18 protein-coding genes are annotated in these 24,288 nt (G+C 59.2%); 2 read left to right on the top strand and 16 right to left on the bottom strand.

Going from position 1 to position 24,288, the window contains the following annotated elements; translation table 11 throughout:
* Positions 1 to 147 precede the first annotated feature (147 nt).
* Positions 148 to 561, bottom strand: a complete 414-nt coding sequence (locus LARV_RS07835; protein WP_075073117.1) for a hypothetical protein — start codon at positions 559 to 561, stop codon at positions 148 to 150.
* Positions 562 to 749: 188 nt separating this feature from the next.
* On the opposite strand from LARV_RS07835, the gene LARV_RS07830 reads away from it, so the two are divergent.
* Positions 750 to 2,381 (top strand): helicase-associated domain-containing protein, encoded by a 1,632-nt coding sequence (locus tag LARV_RS07830; protein ID WP_075073116.1) that lies wholly within the window; start codon positions 750 to 752, stop codon positions 2,379 to 2,381.
* Between the two features lie 138 nt (positions 2,382 to 2,519).
* Positions 2,520 to 3,704, top strand: coding sequence for a glycine C-acetyltransferase (locus LARV_RS07825; RefSeq protein ID WP_075073115.1), 1,185 nt, complete (start codon positions 2,520 to 2,522; stop codon positions 3,702 to 3,704).
* 504 nt (positions 3,705 to 4,208) lie between these two features.
* Here the strand turns inward: LARV_RS07825 and LARV_RS07820 are convergent.
* From LARV_RS07820 to LARV_RS07750, 15 genes are all read right to left on the bottom strand, one after another.
* Positions 4,209 to 5,552: a PQQ-dependent sugar dehydrogenase gene (locus LARV_RS07820; RefSeq protein WP_201785896.1), complete on the bottom strand. Its 1,344-nt coding sequence runs from the start codon at positions 5,550 to 5,552 to the stop codon at positions 4,209 to 4,211.
* Between the two features lie 190 nt (positions 5,553 to 5,742).
* Complete coding sequence (locus tag LARV_RS07815; RefSeq protein ID WP_075073114.1) at positions 5,743 to 7,194, bottom strand: DUF6056 family protein; 1,452 nt, start codon at positions 7,192 to 7,194, stop codon at positions 5,743 to 5,745.
* A gap of 9 nt (positions 7,195 to 7,203) precedes the next feature.
* Positions 7,204 to 8,007 carry a glycosyltransferase family 2 protein gene (locus LARV_RS07810; RefSeq protein ID WP_075073113.1) on the bottom strand — a complete coding sequence of 268 codons (804 nt, stop codon included), beginning with the start codon at positions 8,005 to 8,007 and terminating at the stop codon, positions 7,204 to 7,206.
* A gap of 41 nt (positions 8,008 to 8,048) precedes the next feature.
* Positions 8,049 to 9,032 (bottom strand): glycosyltransferase family 2 protein, encoded by a 984-nt coding sequence (locus tag LARV_RS07805; RefSeq protein ID WP_075073112.1) that lies wholly within the window; start codon positions 9,030 to 9,032, stop codon positions 8,049 to 8,051.
* Positions 9,029 to 11,050, bottom strand: a complete 2,022-nt coding sequence (locus LARV_RS07800; protein WP_075073111.1) for a hypothetical protein — start codon at positions 11,048 to 11,050, stop codon at positions 9,029 to 9,031. Before LARV_RS07800 ends, LARV_RS07805 begins: the two co-directional genes overlap by 4 nt.
* Positions 11,051 to 11,064: 14 nt before the next feature.
* Positions 11,065 to 11,874, bottom strand: a complete 810-nt coding sequence (locus LARV_RS07795; protein ID WP_083522406.1) for a 6-hydroxymethylpterin diphosphokinase MptE-like protein — start codon at positions 11,872 to 11,874, stop codon at positions 11,065 to 11,067.
* A 60-nt stretch (positions 11,875 to 11,934) separates the two neighbouring features.
* Positions 11,935 to 12,702, bottom strand: coding sequence for an SDR family NAD(P)-dependent oxidoreductase (locus LARV_RS07790; RefSeq protein WP_075073110.1), 768 nt, complete (start codon positions 12,700 to 12,702; stop codon positions 11,935 to 11,937).
* A 34-nt stretch (positions 12,703 to 12,736) separates the two neighbouring features.
* Positions 12,737 to 14,452 carry a hypothetical protein gene (locus LARV_RS07785; protein ID WP_075073109.1) on the bottom strand — a complete coding sequence of 572 codons (1,716 nt, stop codon included), beginning with the start codon at positions 14,450 to 14,452 and terminating at the stop codon, positions 12,737 to 12,739.
* 102 nt (positions 14,453 to 14,554) lie between these two features.
* Positions 14,555 to 15,517, bottom strand: coding sequence for a phosphoglycerate dehydrogenase (locus tag LARV_RS07780; RefSeq protein ID WP_075073108.1), 963 nt, complete (start codon positions 15,515 to 15,517; stop codon positions 14,555 to 14,557).
* Between the two features lie 97 nt (positions 15,518 to 15,614).
* Positions 15,615 to 16,295, bottom strand: a complete 681-nt coding sequence (locus tag LARV_RS07775; RefSeq protein ID WP_075073107.1) for an acylneuraminate cytidylyltransferase family protein — start codon at positions 16,293 to 16,295, stop codon at positions 15,615 to 15,617.
* Positions 16,296 to 16,317: 22 nt separating this feature from the next.
* Positions 16,318 to 17,289 carry a glycosyltransferase gene (locus LARV_RS07770; RefSeq protein WP_075073106.1) on the bottom strand — a complete coding sequence of 324 codons (972 nt, stop codon included), beginning with the start codon at positions 17,287 to 17,289 and terminating at the stop codon, positions 16,318 to 16,320.
* Positions 17,290 to 17,299: 10 nt separating this feature from the next.
* Positions 17,300 to 19,624, bottom strand: coding sequence for a glycosyltransferase family 39 protein (locus LARV_RS07765; protein ID WP_075073105.1), 2,325 nt, complete (start codon positions 19,622 to 19,624; stop codon positions 17,300 to 17,302).
* Between the two features lie 9 nt (positions 19,625 to 19,633).
* Positions 19,634 to 21,247, bottom strand: a complete 1,614-nt coding sequence (locus LARV_RS07760; protein ID WP_152031751.1) for a capsular polysaccharide export protein, LipB/KpsS family — start codon at positions 21,245 to 21,247, stop codon at positions 19,634 to 19,636.
* A gap of 24 nt (positions 21,248 to 21,271) precedes the next feature.
* Positions 21,272 to 22,858: a sulfatase-like hydrolase/transferase gene (locus LARV_RS07755; RefSeq protein WP_075073103.1), complete on the bottom strand. Its 1,587-nt coding sequence runs from the start codon at positions 22,856 to 22,858 to the stop codon at positions 21,272 to 21,274.
* Between the two features lie 15 nt (positions 22,859 to 22,873).
* Complete coding sequence (locus LARV_RS07750; RefSeq protein WP_075073102.1) at positions 22,874 to 24,262, bottom strand: class I SAM-dependent methyltransferase; 1,389 nt, start codon at positions 24,260 to 24,262, stop codon at positions 22,874 to 22,876.
* Positions 24,263 to 24,288: the final 26 nt, after the last annotated feature.

The following is a 24,288-nucleotide window of genomic DNA, read 5'->3' as shown; positions in this document are numbered from 1 at the left end:
GTCTACGTCTCAGGGAATTATACAGTCAAGGAAAGGGGGCGTCAATTAAAAACCCTTGCATGCCATTTTCAATTCTGCAAGGTTCCTAACCAACAACAAACGCCATTCCAAACTGATGGAATGGCGTCCGTCGTTATTGGCGCCGGGTCACTCTTTGGGTTGATCATCTTCTTTTGGCGGCTGCGCGGGTTTCGATTGAATGGTCTGGACGAGTTGGTCCAATTCCCGGTTGAGCTGCTGCAGGGCGGACAGTAAATGCGGTCGCACCTCTTCCACGGTCTGCTCACCGGCGGTTTTCAACGACTCGGCGGCCTGCCGAGCCTGCTCGCCGAAATTCTGGCCCTCCAGCTCGCTGACACCTTTCTGCACCGTATTGCGGATACCCTGGACGGCGTTTTCCAACCCATCCTGCAAATCCTTCATGTTTTGGCGGGTCGATTCGTCTTTGATCGTGGTCTGAAATGCGGTCGCCAGGCTTTCACCCAGGCGCTGGAATTGCCTGCCAACTTCCTGCCAGGCATCCTTATGCTCGCCCTCGTCATGCGGCATTTGTTCGCTCATCGCACACCTCCTGAAAATTCGTCACAGGCGTTCGAACCAATGTGGATTGTAACTCAGATTATAATCATATCGATCTCAATCGGGCGGCGAAGTCTTCACCGGAATGGGTTCGCACACGCGCGAGATCGCGCGAAATCCACATCCTTCCTGCCGCCGTCCAGGTCATTCTTCCGCACCAGGGATAAAGTATGCCCGATTTGCAGCATCTCCTTCAGGGTCATGACCTCGGCTTCCTGAAAATGGTAGCCGCCGCCTGGGGTATCGAATTGAACGCACCCGATGCCTATACGGCGCTGCCGCAACTGGTGCAAATGCTGCTCGACCGGCCCCGCATCGCCGAACTGCTGGATATACTCCCGGCGGAAGCGCGTGCGGCGCTGGACGAACTGTTGGAAAACGACGGCCGCCTGAGCTGGGCGATTTTTTCACGCCGCTTCGGAGAGGTGCGCGGGATGGGCAGCGCGCGCCGGGACCGCGAACGGCCGGACCTGAAACCGGCTTCGCCGGCTGAAGTGCTGTGGTACCGGGCCCTGATCGGGCGCGCCTTCTTCAACGATCCGCCCGAACCCCTGGAATACGCTTACATTCCGGATGACCTGCTTGAACTGATCCAGCCCTCCATTGCGCACATGCCTGCGCCGCTGGGTCGCAAAGCCACCGCCGCCGAACGGGCTCATCCGCAGCCGGTCAACGATCACATCCTCGACCATGCCTGCACGCTGTTGGCCGGCCTGCGCCTGGGCCTAGACCCCGCGACCCTGGCCAGCCCGGATTGGGACATTCCGCCGCGAATCCTGATCCGCCTTCTTCAGGCTGCCGGCCTGCTGGACTCAAAGAACCAACCCCATGCCGAAGCGGTCAAGACTTTTCTGGGGGCGTCGCGCGGGCAGGGGCTGGCTACGTTAACCTCAACCTGGATGGGCAGCCCGGTTTTCAACGAATTGCGTCTTCTGCCCGGATTGTCGATGGAAGGCGAATGGAGCAATGATCCGCTACTCACGCGCCGCCTGGTGCTCGACCTGATCAGCGCAATCCCGCAGGATACCTGGTGGAGCCTGTCGGCCTTCGTCAATGCCGTGCGCGAGCGCCACCCCGATTATCAGCGCCCGGCCGGCGATTATGATTCCTGGTTCATCCGTCAGGAGAGCGACGGGGAATTCCTGCGCGGTTTTGCCGCCTGGGATCAGGTGGACGGCGCCCTGCTGCGCTTTCTGATCTGCGGGCCGCTGCATTGGCTGGGTTTGCTTGAACTGGCCGCGCCCGCTCCCGGTGGGGAACCGAGTGCATTCCGTTTCTCGCCCTGGGCGGCCGCTCTGTGGCACGGCTCGTCGCCGGAAGATCTGCCGGCCGAAGACGGCGGGTTGCGCGTCATCAGCGACGGCCGCGTCACCGCTCTGCCGCTGGCGCCGCGCGCGCTGCGTTATCAAATTGCCCGTTTCTGCGCCTGGGAGGGTGAACGGAACGGCGAATACCGCTATCACATCACTCCTGCATCTCTGGAACGCGCTCGCCAGCAAGGCCTTAAACCGGCCCAGTTGATGTCGCTGCTGCGCCGGTACGCGCCGGTGGTGCCGCCACCGCTGGCTCAGGCGATCGACCGCTGGGAAAGCCAGGGCGTGCAGGCCAGCATCCGCCCGGCGGTCCTGCTGCGGGTTGCTTCGCCGGATATCCTGGCGGCCTTGCGTAAATCCCGGGCCGCGCGCTTCCTGGCCGAGCCGCTCTCGCCAACCGCGGTCCTGATCCACGCCGGCAGCGAGGAAAAGGTGCTGCTGGCCCTGGCCGAATTGGGCTACCTGGGTGAAATCCAGTCCACGGAATAAATCTTATCCGCGACCGGATTCTGTTGACAGCCATCCGCGGAATCGAGTACATTCGGCAATCCTGAACTGGCTCGCCGATGTACTATAATTAAGACCGCGAATGGTTTCTTTGTATTCGACACTAAAATTGAGGTGCTTATGACTTCCCGACTGGATTGGATTCAGCAGGAACTGGATGGCCTTAAAGAGGCCGGTTTATATAACCACATCCGCACCCTCAGCTCGCCGCAAGGCGCCTGGCTGGTGGTGGACGGAAAACGCGTTCTCAACTTCTGCTCCAACAATTACCTCGGCCTGGCCAACGACCCGCGCATGGTCGATGCCGCCCGTAAGATCGTCGACAAGTACGGTGTAGGCCCGGCCGCCGTGCGTTCCATCGCCGGCACCATGGACCTGCATCTCGAGCTGGAACGGCGTATGGCGAAATTCAAAGGCGTCGAAGCTGCCATTAGCCTGCAGTCCGGCTTTTGCGCCAACCTGGCCACCGTTCCCGTGCTGGTTGGCAAGGAAGACGTGATTTTCTCGGATGAATTGAACCACGCCAGCATCATCGACGGCTCGCGCCTATCCGGTGCCAAGATCATCCGCTTCGCCCACGCCAATCCGGCGGACCTCGAAGCGCAGATCAATGCCGCCAAGGGCAGCTACCGGCGAGCGCTGGCCATCACCGACGGCGTCTTCAGCATGGACGGCGATGTCGCTCCATTGGATAAAATCTACGAAGTCACCAGCAAACATGACGTCATGCTGATGGTCGACGACGCGCACGGCGAAGGCGTCCTGGGTGCCGGCGGCCGCGGCATCGTCGATCATTTCCACCTGCACGGCAAGGTGGATGTGGAAATCGGCACACTCTCCAAGGCGTTTGGCGTGGTTGGCGGCGTCGTTGCCGGCAGCCCGCTGATTGTCGAATGGCTGCAGCAGCGCGGCCGCCCGTTCCTGTTCTCTTCAGCGGCGACGCCCCCTGACGTAGCCGCCTGCATCGCCGCCATCGACATCCTCGAAGGTTCCACCGAACTGGTCGATCGCCTGTGGGAGAACACGCGCTACTTCAAGGCCGAGATGAAGAATCTGGGCTTCGATACCGGCCATTCCACCACCCCGATCACCCCCATCATGCTGGGCGAGGCTCCGCTGGCGCACGAGTTCAGTCGCGAACTCTACAATGAGGGCATCTTTGCCATGGCGCTCGGCTTCCCCACCGTTCCCCGGGGTAAGGCGCGCATCCGGGTGATGATTTCTGCCGCGCACTCGCGCGACGATCTCGACAAGGGCCTGGAAATCTTCGCCCGCGTCGGCCGCAAATTGAGCGTCATACATTAATCTCACTGTCGAGCATCAAAAGCCGGACACCCAAATGGGTGTCCGGCTTTTTACATAACGTATTTCGACCTTCTGGACAAAGCAAAACCACACAGCCTTCGAAGGGTTCAGTTTTCTCGATCTTCTAGCCTCTGTGTGAACTCTGTGGCTCTGTGGTCATAACAAAGGACCTTTCATTGAAAGGGTCGTAACCCGGATTGGTTCCCGCCCACAAACAGGCCGGTTTATCCATCTGGCTGCAAATTGCCCCATGCGAGCAGCGGTGTGCGCCCAGGCGCGGCTGATCGGGTAGGGTTTCCGCGGGGTATACGACTTCGGCCTCCAGGGCTACTTCACAGCCGGCGTGGTCGCAGTATTGAACTTTGATCGGTTCCCACATCTTAACCGCCACAAGACACCTCCAGAATGCCTACAATATTTATCCTATTCGAGAATATAACGGATTCTCCCCGGCCATTCTAGTGACGGGCATCCTCAATCCGGCTGACGTTCGGCCCATCGCCGTCATTTTCGGACCAGTTGGTATAGGCCGCCGTTATACTGGTTCAGGTAATACAATTCACCCGACCGGTCCTGGCCAAAGGAGGTCAGGTTGCCCTGATGGGTCCACAACACCTGCGATTGCCAGGTTCCGTCCGCAGCGCGCAACAGCCCCCAGATCGTCCCGGTGCAGAAATCGCCGGCCAGATAGATGCCGGAAAATTCAGGCAACGCTTCGCCGCGATAGACAAACCCACCGGTGATCGAACAGCCCTGGCTGTGGTCGTATTCCCAGATCGGGTCGACCAGGTTCGCTCCATCTGAAGCATAGCCATCATAAGGATGCATTCCCTCGCGCAACCGCCAGCCGAAATTCGCGCCCGGCTGGCTGCCGGCCGGCTCGAAATCCACCTCTTCGTACTGATCCTGGCCGACATCGGCAATATACAGGTCGCCGGTGGCGCGGTCGAACGAGAAACGCCACGGGTTGCGCAGGCCAAGGGCATAAATCTCCGGCTTACCCCCGCCTCCGGCATAAGGGTTGGTGGGCGGGATGGTATATGCCTGCCCCTGGCTGACGTCGATGCGCAGCAGTTTGCCCAGCAATGTGTTCGTGGATTGGGCGTTATTGTGCGGGTCGCCGCCCGAGCCGCCGTCGCCGAGGCCGAGGTACAGCAGCCCGTCCGGTCCGAATGCCATGCCGCCGCCGTTGTGATTGGCGTAGGGCTGCTGGACCTGGATCAACTTCTCTTCACTGTTTGGATCGGCAGTTTTAAAATCGGCCGCCGCCGTAAAGCGCGCGATGACAGTATTGCCCGACAAATCCGTATAATTGACATAGAAAAACCGGTTATCCGTGAACTTCGGATCCAGGGCAATCCCCAACAGGCCCTGTTCCTCGCCGGATGACTTAATGCGGTCGCGGATGTCCATCACCTCACTCAACTGCCCGTCGCGTACCTGCAAAATCCGCCCGACCTGGGATAACACCCATAATGCACCGTTGCCCGGATCGGTCACGTCGGTTGGCCGCTCGATGCCTTCCGCCAGCTTCTTCCATTCGAACGCGGCCGGGTCCGGAAAACGATCGACGGATGTCGCACTTGCCGCGGGCTGCGGCGCCGCGGTCGAGGTACTGCCGCTTTGAGGTGCAGGATATCCTGTCGCGGGAGTGCCTGCCGCAGGCTGGGTGGAAGCCGTTTCGCCGGGAGCAGGATAGGCTGGCGCGGTCTGCGAAGCCGTGGGTTCGCTGCTCACGGGTGAGCCGGCAGGCGCTGCAGCACAGGCCGTAAGAGAAATTGCCAGGATGAATGCCGAGACAACAGTTAAAAAGAGGATGGATCGCATCCTGTACGGCAGGTAGGTCATTTTCACTCCTTCGGCTGGCTGAAGCCAACCGTCTCCTCAGGTGCGGTGAGCCAGGGAAGGCTCTTTCAATCCGTAGAACAGCATTCACACTTGCGTGGAATATGTTTATTTGTTGATAAATTATATCAAATTAAATTCCACTTTGCCCGCTTCCTGCCAGAAAGCGATTCGTACAAAGAAGACCTATTTTTTACGGTAACGCCCGGATGGAATCAACGCCGTAATAACCGGCGGCGCAATTGTTATACCAGTGACCGGCATCTGTATTGAAATCCCCGCCGCGCAAGAGCAGGTGCGACAACCCCACAACCTTCACGTCACGCACCCCGTCTTTGGCTTCCAGACGGATTTGTGCATCACGCTGGTCCCATTGGGCTGCATATTGGTGATAGGCAGGTAGATCAACTAGGGGCCGGGCCGCGCCACGTACGCCATAAACCGCGCAAACCAACGCCGCCAACACGGCGACGACGCGAATCAGTCGAATTGGGGATTCACTGGAAATAACCCCACGCAGGAACCATCCGATCCATCCACCCAGGCTGAATAGGGTCAATTCCAGCCCGAAACGCGAGACGATAAGCGCGCGGGGTTCCGGGTACCAGGTTTGGATGAAAACGCTGGGCGCCATGCTGCACACCACCAGTGCAAAACCAAACCCAAGGATCAGGGCGGTCCCCAACAACCCTTGCCACCAGGATACTCGCAATCGCGATGTCTGCCCGTCGGCCATCTCGAGCCCCAGCGCAGAGGAGAAGACCAATCCCAGCAGAGTGGGCACGGGTAACCCGCGCAGGCTCTCGAGTGTAAAATCCAACCCGTATTGCAGCGAGTCTCTTATGGATGGCCAAAAACCCAGAGAATCCGGCAGGGTATTCAAACGAGCGGTATTACTGGGAGATAACAGCATGACAACCATGGCGGCCAGTGTCCCAACCATCGCAACACCGATCCGTTTCCAGGATCGCCCGGCTGTTTTTCGGCCCTTGTCCAAGATCAATGCCGCCACCAGACCTACACCCAATCCGCCAACCTGAAACGCCACCGCAGTTTCCGAGAAGCCCGAATTCACAAAGGCCAACAGGCCGATTCCCAACACTTCAGGCCAGGCAGAGTGTTCCTTTTGAATCGAAGCCAGCAGCAGGGCGGCCAGCCAGGTGTCGCCAATCAGGGGCATGAAATAGGGCAACATTCCCGACCGCCAATAGAAACTCTCTGCCAGGTCAGGCGCCTGGTACAACACGAAAAATGCAAATGCGGCTGCGCCCGCCATCCACAGAACCGGCATCGCATCCCGGCGCAGCAGACGGGTGATCTGGCGAAAGGTCAGCGCCAGACCGCTGATCCACAACGCCAGGGTCAGGCCGGCAAGCCAGCCGGTAAACCCGGGCCCGAAAAGATGGAACAGGTCCGAGAAGAAGGTCAGCGAAAAACGATCGCCTGTATACGGCGTGGGATATACATAGGAATACCACTGCGCCTGCCAGAAACCTTTCTGCGCCAGGACCATACCGTAGCAATAATCATCCCCCATAAAACGCATGAAGGAACCAATCCAGGCGTACATTCCCAACGCCGCCAGAAAACCCGCCGCAGTCGCTCCCCACCCGATTTTCAAGGCCTTCTGTAATGTCGATTTCAAATCCCCCTCCTAACGCGTAAACAGCCTGCGCCGCCGCCAGTTCAAGAGCGGCGCGACCAGTTTGCGGATGTAGTATTTCAGCACAATTGGCGAAAGCCACTTACCGCCGTCGCGGTAATGCACGCGCAGCATCTCCGGCCAGCAGCGGTCGTCGGCATTGATGGTCTTGGCATCCGAATGCAGGCGAAAATTGGCCCAGGTGCACGGCAGGTAGACCAGCGGCGCGCGCTGCGCCAGGCGCACCCACAGATCGTAATCCATCGCGAAATAAAAGCTGGGATCCAACGGCCCAACCTCTTGCCACAACCCGGCCCGAAAGAAGGATGACTGCTGGCAAACGTGCACATACCCTCGGCGCAGCTTCTTCAAATCCGTTTGCGCCGACGGGAAACGCCCGATGACCCGGTCGTGCTCGTCGATGAAATTTCCATCGCCGTAGACCATGCCGGCTTCCGGGTGCGTCCGCAGAAATTCCACAGCCTCGCGCACCGCGCCCGGCTGGTAGGTATCATCCGAGTTCAGCCAGGCCAGGATGGAACCCTGCGCCCGCGCGAAGCCCTTGTTGATGGCCTCCGTCTGACCTCGGTCGCGTTCGGAAACCCAATAGGCCAATCGATTGGCGTAGCGTTGGATGATCTCCAGCGAGCCGTCCGTCGAGCCGCCGTCGATAAGGATATATTCGATACGCGGATAATCCTGCTCCAGCACCGAGCGAATTGTTTCTTCTAAAAAAGCCGCTTGATTGAACGAAGGGGTTACGATCGAAACCAGCGGGATTTCATTCATCGGGTTCTCACCATTCAGGCCAATCATTGCAGATGCATCCCGCCATTGGCGGCGCACTCTGCTTCAGGTTATTTCCAGCGCACATCTTTTTGCGTGATCACCAGGTGCTGACCGCTATGCTGCGCCATGCGGCGTACGTTGCGGAACGTGGTGAACAATCCGCCCAATCCGATTGCGCCGCCCAGGGCCTGGACGACTTTGAACCACACCTGCAGGGTCATCCCCGGCGAGAGCCGGTAGGCCTGCCAGAAATGGCGGACGGCCTGGCGGGGCTGCCCGGCGTCGATCAAACGCCGTCCGGCGAAGATGTGCAGCCCGCCGTAGACCTTCTTGCGATTGGCGCGAATCGTGGCCGCGAAGGCCGGATCGTCTTCCAATTTTTTCACCAGGTTGAAGGCTTCGTCCACAAAGGTCGCGGCCAGTGCGATGGTCTTGGCCGATTCGTGGGTGCGCTCCACCGCCCAGACTTCGCTTTCATGCACGATCGGGGAATGCGCCGCCATGCGCAGCCACAATTCATGATCCAGAATCAGGTTCAACTCCGGGCGTAGAAAACCGACTGCTTCCAGCGCGGTTCGGCGCATGAACACCGCCGGCTGCAGGAGCACGTTGAAGGCCAGCAGATCGACCAGTTCATACTGCCGGTAGGGATGCCAGTCCAGCAGGTTGAGATCGGCGTCCACCATGACGCCGTCGCCGTAGGCCATACCGGCCTCGGGATGGGCCAGCAGCACCTGGACCGCCCGGCGCACGACGGTTGGGCCGTAGTACAGATCATCCGAATTGATCCAGGCGACGAACTCGCCCCGCGCGCGTGCCAACCCCTTGTTGATCGCGTCTGCCTGGCCGTTGTCCGGCTCCGAGACCCACCAGGCCAGCCGGTCGGCGTAGCGCTGGATGATCTCATCGCTGCCGTCCGTCGAACCGCCATCCACCACCAGCACTTCGAGGTGGGTGTAATCCTGGAAGAACACGGTGCGCAGCGTTTCTTCGAGGAAGCGCGCCTGATTGTAGGAAGGAATTACGATGCTAACCAGAGGGCCGTTGATCATTGTTTTAGATCGTTTCGCAGATAGAGCTGGCTGCCCGAATGCCCGGCGGCCAGAAAATAACCGGGGATATCCTGATTGTAATCGAAGCGCGTGGAAATAATGGCACACGGGTCAAATTCACCGGCTGGATACGCAATGCCGCCCACCCCGGCGCTCCGGGGAGCTGCCAGGTCGATGAACTCAAGCCGGCGTTCCTTCGCGGTCGGCGACAGCAGTGTCCACAGGGCGTATTCCGCCTGGCCCGGGCCCAACCAGTACCCCACCTGGGCACATTGAGGGGCGCGCTGTTTTAATTCCTCCGAAAGCGAAATCCAGGCATTGTACTGCTCAGGGGAATTCACGAACTGCAGGTACCCGCGGCTGGCGGTAAACACGCTGAAGGGAGTCTGAGGGGCCTTCTGCCAGGCCAATACCGGGCGGGAAGTGTTGAGAAACAGGGCGGGCAGCGCAACCGCCAACAAAACGATCGCCGCCAATCCCCGGCCGGCCCAATGCCAGCGCTCCAGCCAGCCGCCGACCAGGACTGTCCCGGCCACGTAGAGCGGCAGGAACAGGCGGTTGCCCCAGGTTTGCCAGTTGAAAAAGAAAGAGTACAGCAAAAAAGCCGCCACCAGGACAGCGCCGAAGAATATCGCCAGCGCATTCTTCTTGCGCGCAAACACGGCGAAGCCCAGCGCCAGGAAGATCAATCCGAAATCCAGCGGGCTGCCGGCCAGTTCTTCATTCTTGTTCGAATACTTGACCATGAAGCCGGCGTTATCGCCGGGCGTGTGTGTGAATCCCGGCTCGTTGACATCCAGTCCAACCCAGGCGTGCAGTTTCTGAACCGCGGCCTGAATCAGCACGTTGATCTTGCCCACCGGCATGGCCAATTGCTGGGCGGCGTTCCGCAGCGTGTTGGAATACAATGCCGCCGCCCCGAGGGGCTGGTTCTTCAGCGAATTTTGCGAAACCTGCGGCCCAAACGGGCTGCCGTACGACTGCCAATTGCGCGCCCAATGCGACCCGTTGAGCAAAACCACGCAGGCAGCGCCCAGCAGGATCACCCCGGACAGTCTCAACCAGGCCTTCCCGCCAGACCGGCCGCCCGAACGCGCCCGGATGGCACGCAGCGCTGAAACCAGCACCCAGACCAGCGCCGGCAGCACGAAGAGCGCAAAGGTTCCCTTGGTCAGCAACCCAAGCCCAACAGTAAGTCCCAGAATGCCCCATTCCGGCCAGCCTAACCCGGCAAAACCGTTGGCAACTATCTCCCGGCAACCTTGATGCGCCTTCACCACCACCATCAGAACCCCCAGCAGCCAGAACGCAGCCACCAGGTCATTCTGCGCGCCGGTTGCCTGCAAAATTCCCATCGGCAGCAGCGCACAGGTCCAGGCCGCCAGCAGTTGCCCTTTTCGTCCGGCGCCCAGGCTGGTCGCCAGCCCGGAAACGCCCACCCAGCAGCCGAGGAAAGCCGACCATTGCACCAGGTTCGCCCAGCGGTCGCTGCCGGACAGACCCATCAGATTCAGAATGGCCAGTTCGGCCCAGGGCGGCTGCCATAACTGGCGGTCGATGGCAGCCGGGTAATGCGCCAGGCTGCCGTCCTGCAGCCAGTGCATCACCCGCGCCAGATGATACTGCATGGCGTCGTTCGTATTGGGCGGCGCCATCCAGGCGATGGCCAACAGCAGCAGGGCTTCGAGGATCAGACCGCCCAACAGGCATTTCTCGAATGCAGTCCAATCGCGAACCGATCGAATGCCCATCAGCACCCGGTCCTTGCCTCGCCAGATCGAGTGCCTCAATCCCGGCAGTCCCAACAGAAGGGCCAACGGCAGCAGCCAGACGATCAACAACCCGGTGAAACGGAGTTGGTGGAAGGCGCCCAGCAGTTCGCTCGCCAGGGCCAGCCAGGTTCCCCAGATGGCGGCAGCGTAAAAGAATGCCCGGCGCTGGCCGGTGCGTCCGGTTTTGCCAGGAATCGCCAGCCAGATGAGCAGGAGGACCGAGGGAGGGAGGAACGCCAGAATCATCGCCAGTCTCATCCTCAGAATAGGGAAAGGTAATCGGTTTTGGGAAAGACGGTGAGCTTGCCGCCCACGGTGGCATCCACCACGCTGCGCCCGGCGGCTTCATAGGCCTGGCGCGCCAGGCGGTAAGCGCGTTCGGAGCCCGCCAGATCCGGCAATTGCCATTTGAAACCCGCGCCAAAGTAGTTGGGCGTAAAATGGTTGGGGTCATCGCCCTGGGAAACCACGGCCTGATTGGCCGGTCCCTGGGTGACGAAATTATGGTCCACCCCGATCAGGATGGCCTGTTTGAAACCCATGAAAAAAGCCAGTTGCAGGGCCACATAGGTAACCGTGAAGCCTTCGAACAATCGCCCGGTCGCGTCGCCGTTGAAGTTTTCCTCGCCAGTGAAATCCGTGTCCACAAAGATCGTGTTCGGGTCGCCGGAAAGGGCCTTGCGTTCGCGCCAGGTGATAAATTTCGGCATGCTCAGGGCGCGGAAATCGGCCTGACATTGTTCCAGCACCAGGTCGTTGACGGCCACCAGATAACTGGTACTGAAGCCCAGTTCCGGGAAGGCCAGATAGATGCGGTTGAGGCCGAAGGTCGTTTCACCGCGCAGTTTGCTCAAATCCGTATTACGCAGGCTGGGACCATTGCCCATGATGAAGCAGCGTTGGCCGGCGTGTTTCTCGCGAAAACTTTCCAGGCGCTGCTGGCTTTCCCGCCAGCGCGGATCGAGCCCGCGCAGGAAGGTATGCCGCCCGCGGTTATGCCACCCCCAGTAGCAATCGGAACCGGCCTTCCATAGAGGCTGCGGGGTAATTTTCTTCAACATCGATTTCATGCGCATCTCCCGGTGGGATGGACAGATTCACTCGAACGATTCAGGCCCATGCCGCCTGTTTTATTCCGTGCTCAAGCGCGCGGTCGCGCCGCCGTCCACCACCAGGGCCTGGCCGGTCATGAAGGAGGATTGGGTGCTGTCCGCCAGGAAGTAGATGGCATGCGCAATCTCCTCCGGCGTACCAATGCGCCCGTTGACGGTCTTCCGCGCCAGATTATCCAGGCGCTCGGTGATGCTGGCGCCGCCCAGGTGCCCGCGGCCCAGGCCGTCGCGCAGCATGGGCGTATCGACCGCGCCGGGCAGTACGGCATTCGCGCGGATGTTATCGTGGGCGAATTCGATCGCCATGGCGCGCGTCAGCGCCAGCAGCCCGCCCTTGCTGGCGGCGTAAGCTGTGATATTGACCGAGGTCGCCACGGCGTGCACCGAGGAAGTATTCACGATGGCGCCGCCGCCGCGCGCCTTGAGAAGCGGATAGGCCAGTTTGACGCCCAGGAATGCCGAACGCAGGTTGGAGGCCATCACCAGGTCCCATTCTTCAACGCTGATATCGAGCATCGGCTTGTTCACCTGAATGGAGGCGTTGTTCACCACCGCGTCCAGGCTGTCCGTAAAGGCGCTGGCCTGTTGGTAGATCCCCTGGATTTGTTCCGGGATCGAGATATCCGCCCGAATGAAAAGTCCATCCGAAGGGAAGGTTTCACCAAATTCGGCGCGATCCACCCCGATCACCCGCCAGCCATTGTCCGCGAACAGCCGGACCGTGGCCCGCCCAATTCCGCCGGCGGCGCCGGTGATCAATAAGACCCGAGGTCGAGATTCATCCATTGGTATTGCTCCTTGAGAAGCAGAAATATTCACGTTATTTCATCAACAATCCATACAGAAGCGTATGCGGCAGTTGCGGCAGAACCGGTTCGGCTGCCGGCCTCAATTCATAGGTCATCCCACCGACCGTTAACGGCCCCTCGTGCCGCACGAAATTCCCGGAAGCGGTCTCGATGAAGATCACATCCCCGGCGGGGAATTTGCCGTACAACGAAGGCGGCGCGGTGACCGTGCGGTCGTCCACCAGAAATTCCGTCTCCGAAGCCGCCAGATATTCCCTCCACTGCTCGCGCAGTCGGTAAACCCGGGGCGGATTTTCCCACCCGACCGGCATTTCGAAGAGCTGAGGCAGGACGCGCGGCACATTCCAGGTGTTGGCGTCGATCTGAACCGAATCTTGCAGCCCGCCCGGTTCGACCAGAATGACGGTATTTTCTCCGGCGTCTGGCGCGGTTTGAACCAGCTCGCGCCAGAAATCTTTCTGGAATTGCCAGGCCTTCTGATAATCCGCCTGAATTTCGAAACCATACCCCACCAGCAGCGCCAACCAGGCAGCCCAGACCAGGCTGGCCACCCATGAAATGCGCAGGCGTTTGGCCAGCGCAAAGCCAGCGTAGAGTAAAATGCCCATCAATAATGCATTGCCCAGGACGGCCGCCAGGTGAACGCGCGATTCCCGCCCGCGCACGGCAAACGCTTGGGTCGTAAAGGTGAGCGGATAAGCCGCCGCCACCATCACCAGCCCGCACACCAACAACTGGCCCAACTGCACGAATTCCGTGGGTATGTGGAAATTTCCAGGCCGCAACCGGATCTGGCTGAAGGCAGATACAATCCCATTCGTAAATTCACGATTTACTTTGACCGCCATCACGACCAGCAAGGCCACGAACGCGACCAAAACCGGCAGAGCCTGGGTTTGATTTTGGAGCAGCCGTTGGGCCACCTGGATCGCCAGCCGGAAATAACGGGTCACGCTGACGCGCGAGCCATTGATCACCTGCTGCAGCGGGATGCTGAGGATCTCCTTACCGCTCAGGCCGGCAACGCGCCCTTCGCCCACGGCCGTACGCAACAGGTACACCGCGCCCAGCATTGCCGCGAGGATCAGCGCATGCAAGACGAATTCTTTGAGGAGTTTGCGATCCCATTTGCGTTGTAACAGGGGAACCGCCACAAAGACCAGGAAAGGCGTCTCGTAGCTAAACAGGATCACAAACGCCAGCACATAGGCCAGCCATTTTTTTCGCGAAAGATAGGCGTGCGCAGCCAACAGCAACAGGATGATCGAGGGCTGCACGCCCAGCGAATGAGTCAGGAACGCCTGCGTCGTGTCGGCGGAATACAGGCAGTAAGCCAGACCGGCCAGAAAGGCCAGGCTCGGGTTGCTTGCGCGCCGGATCAAGGCATAGAACAGCAGGATGTTTGCCAGGGTGAGGAGGAAACCCAGCCCATAGATTCCGCGCAACCCTCCCAGGCGCCAGCCCAGGTTCGAAAACAGGTAGATAAAGCTGTCCGAGAGCGGGCGCGCATGCCCGTAAAGATGAGTGATATACACCCATATATATTTCAGCACTTCACCGAAGCTCATACTGGCCGCGCTCGGCACGATGGTGAGGTCATCCTCGTACAGGCCAAATCCGCCCACCAGCCAGTAGCGAGCCGCCCAGAATAGAATTGCCAGGACCAGACCGGCGATCCAGTCCGGATTCCGTAACGCGTTTTTCCAGTGGAGTTCGATTTTTTTCACGTTCGTCGCAATCCTATGGGCTGAATGGCAGGAGATGGTCCCAATCCTGAAGAAGATTCGAGAAGCGTTTTGAGCCTGATTCCAATCGAACGAGAATTGAGATTATTGATAGAGGCTCAGGTCGGCCGGGTCCAGTTGCAGGGCGACCAGAAGGTTGCGCAGCGTGTTCCAGTGAACCCGCTCCCAGGCCGAGGGGCTGGAGTTGGAATTGTGCGGCGCCAGCATCACGTTGTCCATCTTCAACAACGGCGAATCCGCGGGCAGCGGCTCCACCTCGAACACATCCAGGGCCGCGCCGCCGATCTGCCCGCTTTGCAGGGCCGCCACCAGCGCGGGCTCATCCACCAGCGGACCGCGGGCGGCGTTGATCAACACCGCGCCGGGTTTCATCCGGGCCAGCGTGCGCGCGTTGATGATGTGCCGGCTGGTCGGGTTCAGGTCGGCGTTCAGGCTGACGAAATCAGAACGCGCCAGCAGATCCTCCAGGGAGGTCATCTCGACCCGGTTTTCAACGATAAAATCCGGCGCGATCGGGACAATGTCGTTTCCCAGCAGCGTCATGCCGAAGGGACGCGCCCGCCGCAGCACCGCCTTGCCGATGTTACCCACGCCGATCACGCCAAGCGTACATTCGCTCAGCGAACGGCCCGGGATCTTTTGCCAGCGTCCGGCCTTGACTTCGCGGTCCATCCAAGGCTGGCGGCGGGCAAAGGCCAGCAGGTAGGCCATCACGCTGTCCGATACCGGCAAGGTGAACGCGTTCGGTGTATTGCACACCTGGATACCCATGCGCACAGCGGCTTCGCGGTTGATCGAATCGATCCCCGTGCCCCATTTGGAAATCACCTTCAGGCGCGGCTGGCAGGCCTGTAAAACGCGCTCGGTATACCGGTCGTCGCCGCAGACCGTACCGTCGAATTGGCCGGCGTAGGACAGTAATTCCTCTTCCGACATACGCTCGTGGACGGTCGGGACGATCAATTCGATTCCATAATGCTCAAACACAGGGCGGAAACGATCCACAAACGGGATCATATAGGGTGCTGTCAAAAGAACGCTGGTCATCAATCCACATCCCTTACGATATACTGCCGCCGTTGGAAAAAGAGCACTCGACGGCGGCGTAAATTTGATTCTAACACATCCATTCCGGCGAGAGGCTTCAGGCGCCGGCGCCGCGGGCGCGCATCATCAGATCCGCAATGGTAAAGTCGATCTCCTCGTCGATATCCTGGGCCTCATCGCGCTCGATCTCGAACAGATAGGGCCGCTCGCCGATGCGGTTGCGGCGCAGTTCCAACGTCTGCCGTGAGAACAAATACAGGCACGAATTTTCCTCGTATACCGGCGGTAAATCCTGCGTGCGCAGCAGGATGGCCGGGTTGTGATTGATCGGCCTGGCCAGGCCGTCCCACAGCCGGGATTGCAGCCGCGTCACCGAGAAAAGCGTATCATAGGCCGGGTAGTTGTCCTGGAGGGTCTGGATCGCGCGCGAAACCGTCTCGGCGCGCAGCAGCGGGTTGGTGCTGTGGGTCTGCACGTAGAGGTCAGCAGGAACCTGATCGGTGTCGTACATGAGGATTTCATTCATGGGGATGGTATCCGCTCGCAGGTGCGCGGGACGTTCGATGACGCACACCTGGGGGAAAGTCTCACGCACGCCCGCCACAATGACCTGGCTGTCGGTATCCACCACCACTTCGTGGATCTCCGGGCAGGCCAGCAGTGTGTCCAGGATATGCTGGTAGAGCGGTTTGCCGGCCAGCGGGCGGTAGTTTTTGCCGGGGACGCGCACCGAATGGTGCCGCATGGGAACGAGTGCCACTACTTTTTGTAACGACATCTTGGAACCTCGCAGACTGCCATCAGGCATCATCAGAAGGTGAATGAACGTCTGATTTCTCTTCGGTGTAACGAATCGGCGCCACCGGACGGTGGGCCGCGCGGCCGTCATCCGCATCCGGAGGATAATAAAAAGCTTCTTTTAATTTCCAGGTCAGCGGACCCGAGCGGCGGTAGCCCTGGTAGGTGCCCCAGAATTGCATCCAGCGGAAGGCCAGAATACCCGGACTCACCTGACGCAGCGCGCCCAGGCGGGCCGCCTCGCGTAGGTCAGCCCAGGAGTTGCTGGCAAACAGGCGGATGCAATCCGAGAAGTGAAAGGTCTCCTGCGGATAAATCTGCTTGAAAGCCATGGCCTCGCGCCGGTAGCGGTTGAATACGCCGCGCCAGGTCTCGCGGTGCACGTGGATGATCTCGGCTTCGGGAACGTATTGAATCCTGTAGCCCTGCCTTTGAGCCCAATTAGCCCAGGCCAGGTCTTCCAGGGCCGGCAGCATCTCATCGTAAGGGTGCTGTTCCCAGACGGATTTGCGGATGGCAGCGTTGGCATTATTGCAGAAGGGATAGCCCTGCTGCGGGCGAGGAGTATCCGGAAACCACTGCCGAAAAACCTGATGCTCGGAAAATTTGCTGATCGGCGTGCCGCGCTGTTTACCGTAGGTCAAAGCCACCTGCGAATCGGTGAACGGTTCCACCAGGCGTTCCAGCCAATCCGGGTAGACCGGGTAGACATGCGCGCTGGCGATCACCACCCGCTCCGAATGCGCCTGCGCCACTCCCAAGTTCAGCGAGCGCCCAAAGGTGAATTCCTGCGGGCGAATGCGAACCACTTCGGCGCCGTATTCCTGGGCGATCGAAACGGTCGCATCCGTGGAACCGGAATCGACCAGGATGACCTGCACATCGCGCACATTCTGATGCCGGATACCGGCCAGAAGACGGCCGATATGCTGTCCCTCGTTATAAGCGCGAATCACAATCGAACAGGCAGGCATCCCCATCCTCTCACCAGCGTCCGGCCAGCGGAGTCTCTCCATTCGCGCCGAATTCAAAACTGGCCGGCGCCAACAAAGGCTCGCCATCCCGGTTCCAGTAATACGGCTGCCAGACTCCGTCGCCAAAGAATGCCAGCGTTTCGGCTGGCAACCCGGCCCAGTGCCCAACGACCGGTTGTTGTTGCTTCGGCGCGTAGAAATCCACCCCGCTCAGCCCGCTGAGTTCATTTTCCAGATCCACTTCACCGGTCTCGGGACGGTAGACGCCGATCGTATCCCGACCGTCGCCGTTCCAATCCCCGACCAGCGGAATATCGCCTGAATTCCCTGCCTGCAAGGATTGCAGCAACCGGCCGTTCTCATCATAGAAATACCAGCTCGCGCTTTTATCCTGATACAGGGCCGGGCTGCTGCGGCCATCGCCATCCCAATCGCCCAGCAGCGCCTGTCCGCCGGTTTGCCCATCCTGGAGGGTTAATTCGATCTCGGCCTGCCCATCCAGGTTGGTGTCGAACTGCCAGCTTCCCGTGGAAGGATTGTATACGCCCAGGTCATCGCGGTCGTCGCCGTCGACATCGCCGATCACCGGCAAATCGCCCTGGCCGCCGAACCGAACTGCACGCAGCGAGCCATCCGTCTGGCGTAGTTGCCACTGCCCGGCCGCGGCATAAGTCGCCGGCTGGCTCTGTTTGGAAGCGTTGCCGGTCCAATGATAGATCGTCCAGTTGTATTCCAGCGGCTGGCGGCTGATCCATGCGCCGCTTTCCTGGCAGGGCCCGACTTTGGGCAGCACCCAGCACGCGGGCTGCAGCGGGCGCACCAGGTACTGGTCGTATCCACCCGAAAAGACCGCGCCAGGCTCTGCCACGAAGTCGGCCAGCAGGGCATTGGCGCGCCGTTGTCGGGTCTCCAGGAAGCCAAAGCGAACTGCATACACCGGTTTGTTGACCACAGCCGGCGTGACCAGCCAGTATTCGAACGATTCCGCGCCGTTCTGCGGTGTCTGGTAGTTGAAGATATCGACCTGAATATCGGGACGGTTGTAGAAATACTTGAGGTGCATCGCCAGTTCAGGGGTATATTCCGAACCGGGCGTCAGGTTGACCAGCACCCTGCCGTTCTGAGGGACGGTCTCGGCCAGGTATGCGCTCATCTGCTGGTTGATCCGGTCGACGGTCAACTGCAGCCGGGCGTTATTAACCTGGTTCGGCAGGGCCGCCAGCCATAGATAAACGGCAACCGCCGTCAGTAGGCCGCTGACCACTTTCCAGCCAAGTCGCAGACCCGGCCAGTGTTTCCCCAGGCCGCCCAACACCAATCCGGCGAAGGTCGCCACGCCCAGGGCTGTCAATAGCAAATAGTATTCCGAGATGATTTCCCAGGGCAGAAACACAACAATCCAGGCCGCCGCGAAAACCAGCCCATCCAACGCAATCAACGGCGCAGGGCCGCTTTTACGCAAAATCAGAAGGATCAGCCACAGCGCGCCAACGGGCAGCAGGTACAGGAAATCGCGCGTCAACCAGGCGCGCCATTCGATCAGCGTTTTGAAAAGGCGCGAAAGGTTGAAATCATAATGCGTGGCGTACGTACCCGACGTTGGCGATCCGAGGCTGGGCAGCGCGTAAATGACAAACACCAGCGCGGCAATCACCAACGCCGCCAGAATCGCTCCACCCAGGCGCAGACCATCCTTCGACGGGCGCCAGGGTTTGATCACCCAGGCCAGGAACAGCCCGGCCAGGGCAATGAACGGCATGACCACGTAGGTTTCCTTGCTCAACATCGCGATGCTGAAGATCAAGGTCGCCCCGGCGAAGGTCAGGCCACGGCCCCAGCGCGATTTTCGACCTGCCAGGCTGAGCATCAACAGCAACCCGGCCAGGGTCAGGAAAGCCTGCAGGGGTTCGCTCTTGGAAAGGGTGTAGAAATTCTCGATCACCGGTCCGGCGCTGACCGCCAGCAGTCCGGCCAGGAAAGCCTGCAGGCGGCTGCCGCCAACGCGGCGCACCAGGGCAGCCAGCATGCCCACGCTGGCCGCCAGCATGAGCGCGTGGATGATAAAGAAGGTCTGCGGGTGATTGCCCACCAGGCGGTATAACCCGCTGAAGTACAGCCAGTAGACCGGGCGGATGCGGCCCGAACCGATATCGTTATATCCGATCACGCCCGCGCCCATCTTGTCGGCGTTCAAAGCCGTGGCGCCATCGTCCAACAGCCCGTACTGGGCTGACAGCAGCCGCGGAATCATCAAGGCGAGCGCAGCCAGCACCGGCAGCCAGAGCCAGGCGCTATCACCAATTTTACGCGGCCAGATGGAAAAGCGAGGTTTCATCCGGTTTTCCTACTCCCCCAACAAGAAATCCCCATCGTGCAGCACACCGTCCACCACGGCCCGCAGGCTGGGCGAATTCTCGGGCAGCAGGGCCTGCCACTCGAAATCTTTGAGCGTGACAAAACCCTTCCAGATCCCTTCCTCGGCCAGGAAATCGCCCATCGGCAACGAAGTGCGGTAGAGCTGGTAATACAAAAAGCGGCGGGCGTTTCTCTTGAACTCGGGCGGGACTTCGATGGACTCAGCATGCAGAAATTTCTCAGCCCAGGCGCGGTGTTCCTCGGCAGTTTGCGGGAAGAAAACGGTTGGCAGTTGGGTGAAGCGCGCTTTGCCGGCGCACAACACCGGCGCGCCCAGCAACGAGGCTTCCATTCCAATCGTCGAATTATAGATCATGACGAATTTGGATTTCTGGATCAATTCGTAGGAGCTGAAATGCTCGCTCGCGTCCACGAACAGCACGTTTGGCATTTCCAATGCGCCGCTCTGGGCCACCCAACCGGCCACATTCTCGCGGGCGGCCTTGCCGGGACGCGATTCGTCCGGATGGGCACGGATGATGAAGAAAGTCTCCGGGTGGGCGCGGGCGATATCCAGCACTTGATCGAGCCAGGCGAACATGTGCTCGAAGAGTACGTTGGCGTGCCCCTGGCTGGTATCGAAAATGACATTCGTAAATACGGGTACGATTTGCTTGAACTTCCCGGCGCGCTGCCAGAACTCCTCGCTCAGCGGTTTCATCTCCGGCCAAAACCGCACCCCCGCCATGCTGAAGTTGCCCTGAAAGCGCTGTTCCAGGTAGGTGTCCAGGCGGGCATTTTGTTCGGCATTGAGGTCGAAGGTCTCCGGGATATCGATCGGGTAGGCGGTGGCTTCACCGGGCGTGAAAAACGCCGTCATGGGCAACAGGCCGACTTCGTGAGTGACCACAGGCAGGCCGCGCTTTTGCGCCAGATACCGGACCGTGGCCTCGGGGAAGAACTGTCCGTTGAACACGATCACCATACGCGGATCGACTTCGTCCAGCACTTTTTCGAATGCGGCGGCAACACTCCAGGCCGAACGAATACAATCCCGATACAGGTCGCGGTGGGCGTCATCGTCCGCAAGGTGATGGCGGCGCAATACCCAGCGCATGGACGGCAATACCAGTGCCCCCAGGGGCAAGCCTTCATATTCGAAACAGGTCAATGCTTCCAGGCCGAGCCCGGCCATGGCCGTTTCAAGGTTCTCATCCGTCGTCATTTCGAAGCCGCGCAGCATGGCGTTTACCGCGCCAGGCTGCGGGTAGGCGTGAAAAGATTGCCACTGGCAGTCTTTGCAAGGCGGCTTCGCGGAAAAATCGTCGCGATTGGTGCCCAACGGGCAGCGCGTCATGCCGGCCTGGCAGACGAAGTGAACCACCTTCACGCCCTGCAGGCGCAGCGCCCAGGAGGCCAGCAGGTGATAGGCCATATTCTGGCTGTATCCGGTGATGCGCGTCGAAGCGTTGAACATCACCACCGGTTTACCTTCGGCCGGCGGGGCATTTCTGGCCACCTCCCGCGTCATCACGCCGAAGAGGTAATCGGTTTGCCTGCGCGACCAGTTCAGGCGAATTCGTTCTTTTGCTTTCGAAATCATATTGGCCACATTCACCGTCCGGTTTCAAGGAGTGGATGTGAGCGGCTGCGCGGAACACGCATACCCATCGTAGGAAATGTAGTTCTTCGCATCGAAGTCGATCTTGTAGGGCTGGTCTTGCAACAGGGGAAACTGCCCGTTAAAATACTGGTCGAAAACGACGCGGAAGGTATTGACCGGTGAAATGGTGGGGTAGAGCTGATCTTTCCCCATGGTCAGATAATAAGCATTCAGGATTGCCGAAGAACCGTCGATGCCCTTGGTTCGGGGTGCGCCGTGATCTCCCTGGAGGATGATGATGGGTGGTTCGTCTGAATTCTCAAGGATGTCCGTGACGATCTTCTCCACCTGAGCATTGAGATACTGCAATTCGGACGTATAGCCGGGAATGTAGGTTTCGCCAGGATATTCCTTGTCGCCATTCAGGGTGAATGGCGTTTCACGGAAGACGAAATTACCGTCCTTATCGAAAACGAACGGATCATGCGGAGCCAGAATGTGGGCAAAGACGAATTTCGGGCTCTTCGAGGCGGGGATGGTTTCCAGCTTTTCCAGCGCGTAGGCGATTCGCTCGCGGTACTGGATATAGGGCGTGTCCAGGATGGTCTGGTATTTCTTGGCCAGGTTCGGTTTGGCTTCATAAATCAGCGTTCCGGCTGAGTTCTTTAAGATCATGGCCTCGAAGGAATTGACGCCCCCATAGAACAGGCTGTCCCACACATTGCTGAACGGGCTGAGATATTCATCCGCATTGCGCAGTTCCGTGATCGAGAAGCCCGATTCGAAGTTGACGGTGCGATAACCCATCTGTTTGAACAGGGCCATGACCCGGTTTTGCTGCACCGCAGGTACCAGGTCCGGATCCTCGACCCCGAGCCCCAGATCGGGCAAATAATCCATGTTCAAGGATGAACCGATCGAATACTGGGTCGAATTGTAATTACTCTGGCTGCAGTTGGCAACGTAAAAGCCCTTGTCCGTCAGGAACTGCAGGAAGGGCGAATTATCGTATTTGAAGAAGTCTTTTAACAAATCCTCACGAGTATACATATCCAGGATAATGTAATATACATCCGGAGGATTCTCGCCCGGCGTCAGACTGACTGCGCTCTCCGCTTGATCTTGGGATTGGGAAGCCGTGCCCATGATGCCGGATTGATATTTATACAATACGATCTGGCCCAGTGGAATGGCGATCGCCGCGATGGCCACCAGGTTCAGGAAGACCGTGAGCGTGCCAAAATTACTTCTGCGGGTTGAGATCAAGGCCGTTCCGGCCAAGAGCAGTACTGCAAGCCCCAAAATCAAGGTGCGGTGGCGTCCGATATTGATCCCGAACACGACCGTTTTCTCAAAGGTACGATACAGCGGCACGTAAAAGAAAAAGAACAGCAGATAGATGGCCACCACCCAAAAGGCAGTCACCAGGGCCGCTCGTCGCCAATTGTGGGTGACGAGAGCCATCAGCAAGAACAGAACAACACTGGCGACAAAGGGAATGGCCATCGATCGAAACGCCATAATCGGGCTGATCTGATCGACGTTGACCGCCAGCAGATAAACCATCGGGTAGAGCGCAAATAGGAAGGGATAGAAGGGTATTTTCCGCAAGAGTGAGCCTATCGGTCAGTCTTCCTTGGCCTTCATCAGGAACAGGGTGCGCTTGGACCCATTGATCTGCGCTTTCTCGACAATGTCAAAAGAATGCGAGAACGCTTCTTCAAAGCCATCCAGGGTATAGGTCGGGAAGATATCCTCACGCGTCGCCAGCAGGCGCTGCACCTGAGAATCTTCCTTGGGCACGAATTCGATCACCAGCCAGCGCCCCAGAGCGGCAAAGGCCGCCGCCAGACGGTCGAGGGGCACATTGTTCGAGATGGCCAGATGATGGACGAGGGCCAACGCCAACGCCAGATCAACCGGCCCACGTTCAGCCAATGACTGCCGCTCGCGGTTCTCCCAACCCAGGCTGGGACTGGGGTTGGTCAAATCCAGCACCAGCGGCAGCATTTTTTGTTCACCGTTGGCCTTCACTGCCCGGTAATTCTTTTCGACTGCGCTGGGATCGATATCGAAGGCCACGGTATTGATGCCTTTGGTCGTCGCCAGGCGGCTGAATTCGCCGTTGTTGGCGCCCAAATCCCACACCTGCGCCGGTCGGACTCTCTGGATGTAGGCCAAAACCAAGGCTTTCTTTTCTTCAAAAGCTTCGCGTGTGTAATTGGTGGCGTCGTAATAGTCCGCCCATTCGGTGCCTTCGGGCGTCCAACTCAAGCCGCGCACGGTGCTCTCCAGATTATCCAGAAGACCGAGCAGCGAAATCTTCGCCATGCGCTGCGGGACGGCAGATTTATCCACCGCCTGATCGGCATAGCGTTTCTGGGCGTTGGCGTGCATGTGTATGTGCGAAGCCAACCCGAAGTTCAGGCGCGTCTTTCCCGGCAAGAGCTTGCTGGCCAGATCCAACGGCACACCATCGATATAAATGCGCAGAAGCTGGTTCAGGCGAACGTCGTTGAAAGCCATCAACGCCAGCGGCGCCAGGAAATGCTGGCAGAACTGGCGATAGGCCACCCACGGCCGGCCTTCCTGATAAACTTCGAAGGAGAGCGTATCGATTAAAACCGGTTTGCCCAGATGATACTGAATATTGTAAGCACTGGCGTCCTTGAGCAGCATGCCAAAATCGAGCGCCTGCCGGGCAATCGCCAGGGTAGCCATGGCAGCGTCTTTGAGTTGGCCGAAACTCCACTCATACGGGTAGGAAATGAAGGGCACAACTTCAGGTCGGAGGACGCGATAGGCAATTTCGGGCTGTTCGGCTTGAATATCGACTTCTGTGTGAGGAATCAACAGGCCCGCATTGACCAGCTTTTGATACAGGCCGGAATGCATCAATTGATCGTAATCCGGCTGATATTTTTGATTCACCTGCCGGTACAGCACACCTTCTCGCCGAAACAGGAAACCGCTGGGATCGCGGAACGACGCACTCAACGTAGCCTTTGAACTCATACCCTGACACTTCCTCCAATTGATAA

The organism is Longilinea arvoryzae (assembly GCF_001050235.1).
In the GTDB taxonomy this organism is placed as follows: domain Bacteria; phylum Chloroflexota; class Anaerolineae; order Anaerolineales; family Anaerolineaceae; genus Longilinea; species Longilinea arvoryzae.
Note: the sequence above shows the minus strand (reverse complement) of the source record. Positions and strands in the feature narration are given on the sequence as shown.

What these genes read in the sequence shown, in the direction of transcription:
- LARV_RS07835 (WP_075073117.1), bottom strand. Translation starts at nt 561, where the DNA reads ATGAGCGAACAAATGCCGCATGACGAGGGCGAGCATAAGGATGCCTGG.
- LARV_RS07830 (WP_075073116.1), top strand. Translation starts at nt 750, where the DNA reads ATGCCCGATTTGCAGCATCTCCTTCAGGGTCATGACCTCGGCTTCCTG.
- LARV_RS07825 (WP_075073115.1), top strand. Translation starts at nt 2,520, where the DNA reads ATGACTTCCCGACTGGATTGGATTCAGCAGGAACTGGATGGCCTTAAA.
- LARV_RS07820 (WP_201785896.1), bottom strand. Translation starts at nt 5,552, where the DNA reads ATGACCTACCTGCCGTACAGGATGCGATCCATCCTCTTTTTAACTGTT.
- LARV_RS07810 (WP_075073113.1), bottom strand. Translation starts at nt 8,007, where the DNA reads ATGATTGGCCTGAATGGTGAGAACCCGATGAATGAAATCCCGCTGGTT.
- LARV_RS07805 (WP_075073112.1), bottom strand. Translation starts at nt 9,032, where the DNA reads ATGATCAACGGCCCTCTGGTTAGCATCGTAATTCCTTCCTACAATCAG.
- LARV_RS07800 (WP_075073111.1), bottom strand. Translation starts at nt 11,050, where the DNA reads ATGATTCTGGCGTTCCTCCCTCCCTCGGTCCTCCTGCTCATCTGGCTG.
- LARV_RS07795 (WP_083522406.1), bottom strand. Translation starts at nt 11,874, where the DNA reads ATGAAATCGATGTTGAAGAAAATTACCCCGCAGCCTCTATGGAAGGCC.
- LARV_RS07790 (WP_075073110.1), bottom strand. Translation starts at nt 12,702, where the DNA reads ATGGATGAATCTCGACCTCGGGTCTTATTGATCACCGGCGCCGCCGGC.
- LARV_RS07780 (WP_075073108.1), bottom strand. Translation starts at nt 15,517, where the DNA reads ATGACCAGCGTTCTTTTGACAGCACCCTATATGATCCCGTTTGTGGAT.
- LARV_RS07775 (WP_075073107.1), bottom strand. Translation starts at nt 16,295, where the DNA reads ATGTCGTTACAAAAAGTAGTGGCACTCGTTCCCATGCGGCACCATTCG.
- LARV_RS07770 (WP_075073106.1), bottom strand. Translation starts at nt 17,289, where the DNA reads ATGCCTGCCTGTTCGATTGTGATTCGCGCTTATAACGAGGGACAGCAT.
- LARV_RS07765 (WP_075073105.1), bottom strand. Translation starts at nt 19,624, where the DNA reads ATGAAACCTCGCTTTTCCATCTGGCCGCGTAAAATTGGTGATAGCGCC.
- LARV_RS07760 (WP_152031751.1), bottom strand. Translation starts at nt 21,247, where the DNA reads ATGATTTCGAAAGCAAAAGAACGAATTCGCCTGAACTGGTCGCGCAGG.
- LARV_RS07750 (WP_075073102.1), bottom strand. Translation starts at nt 24,262, where the DNA reads ATGAGTTCAAAGGCTACGTTGAGTGCGTCGTTCCGCGATCCCAGCGGT.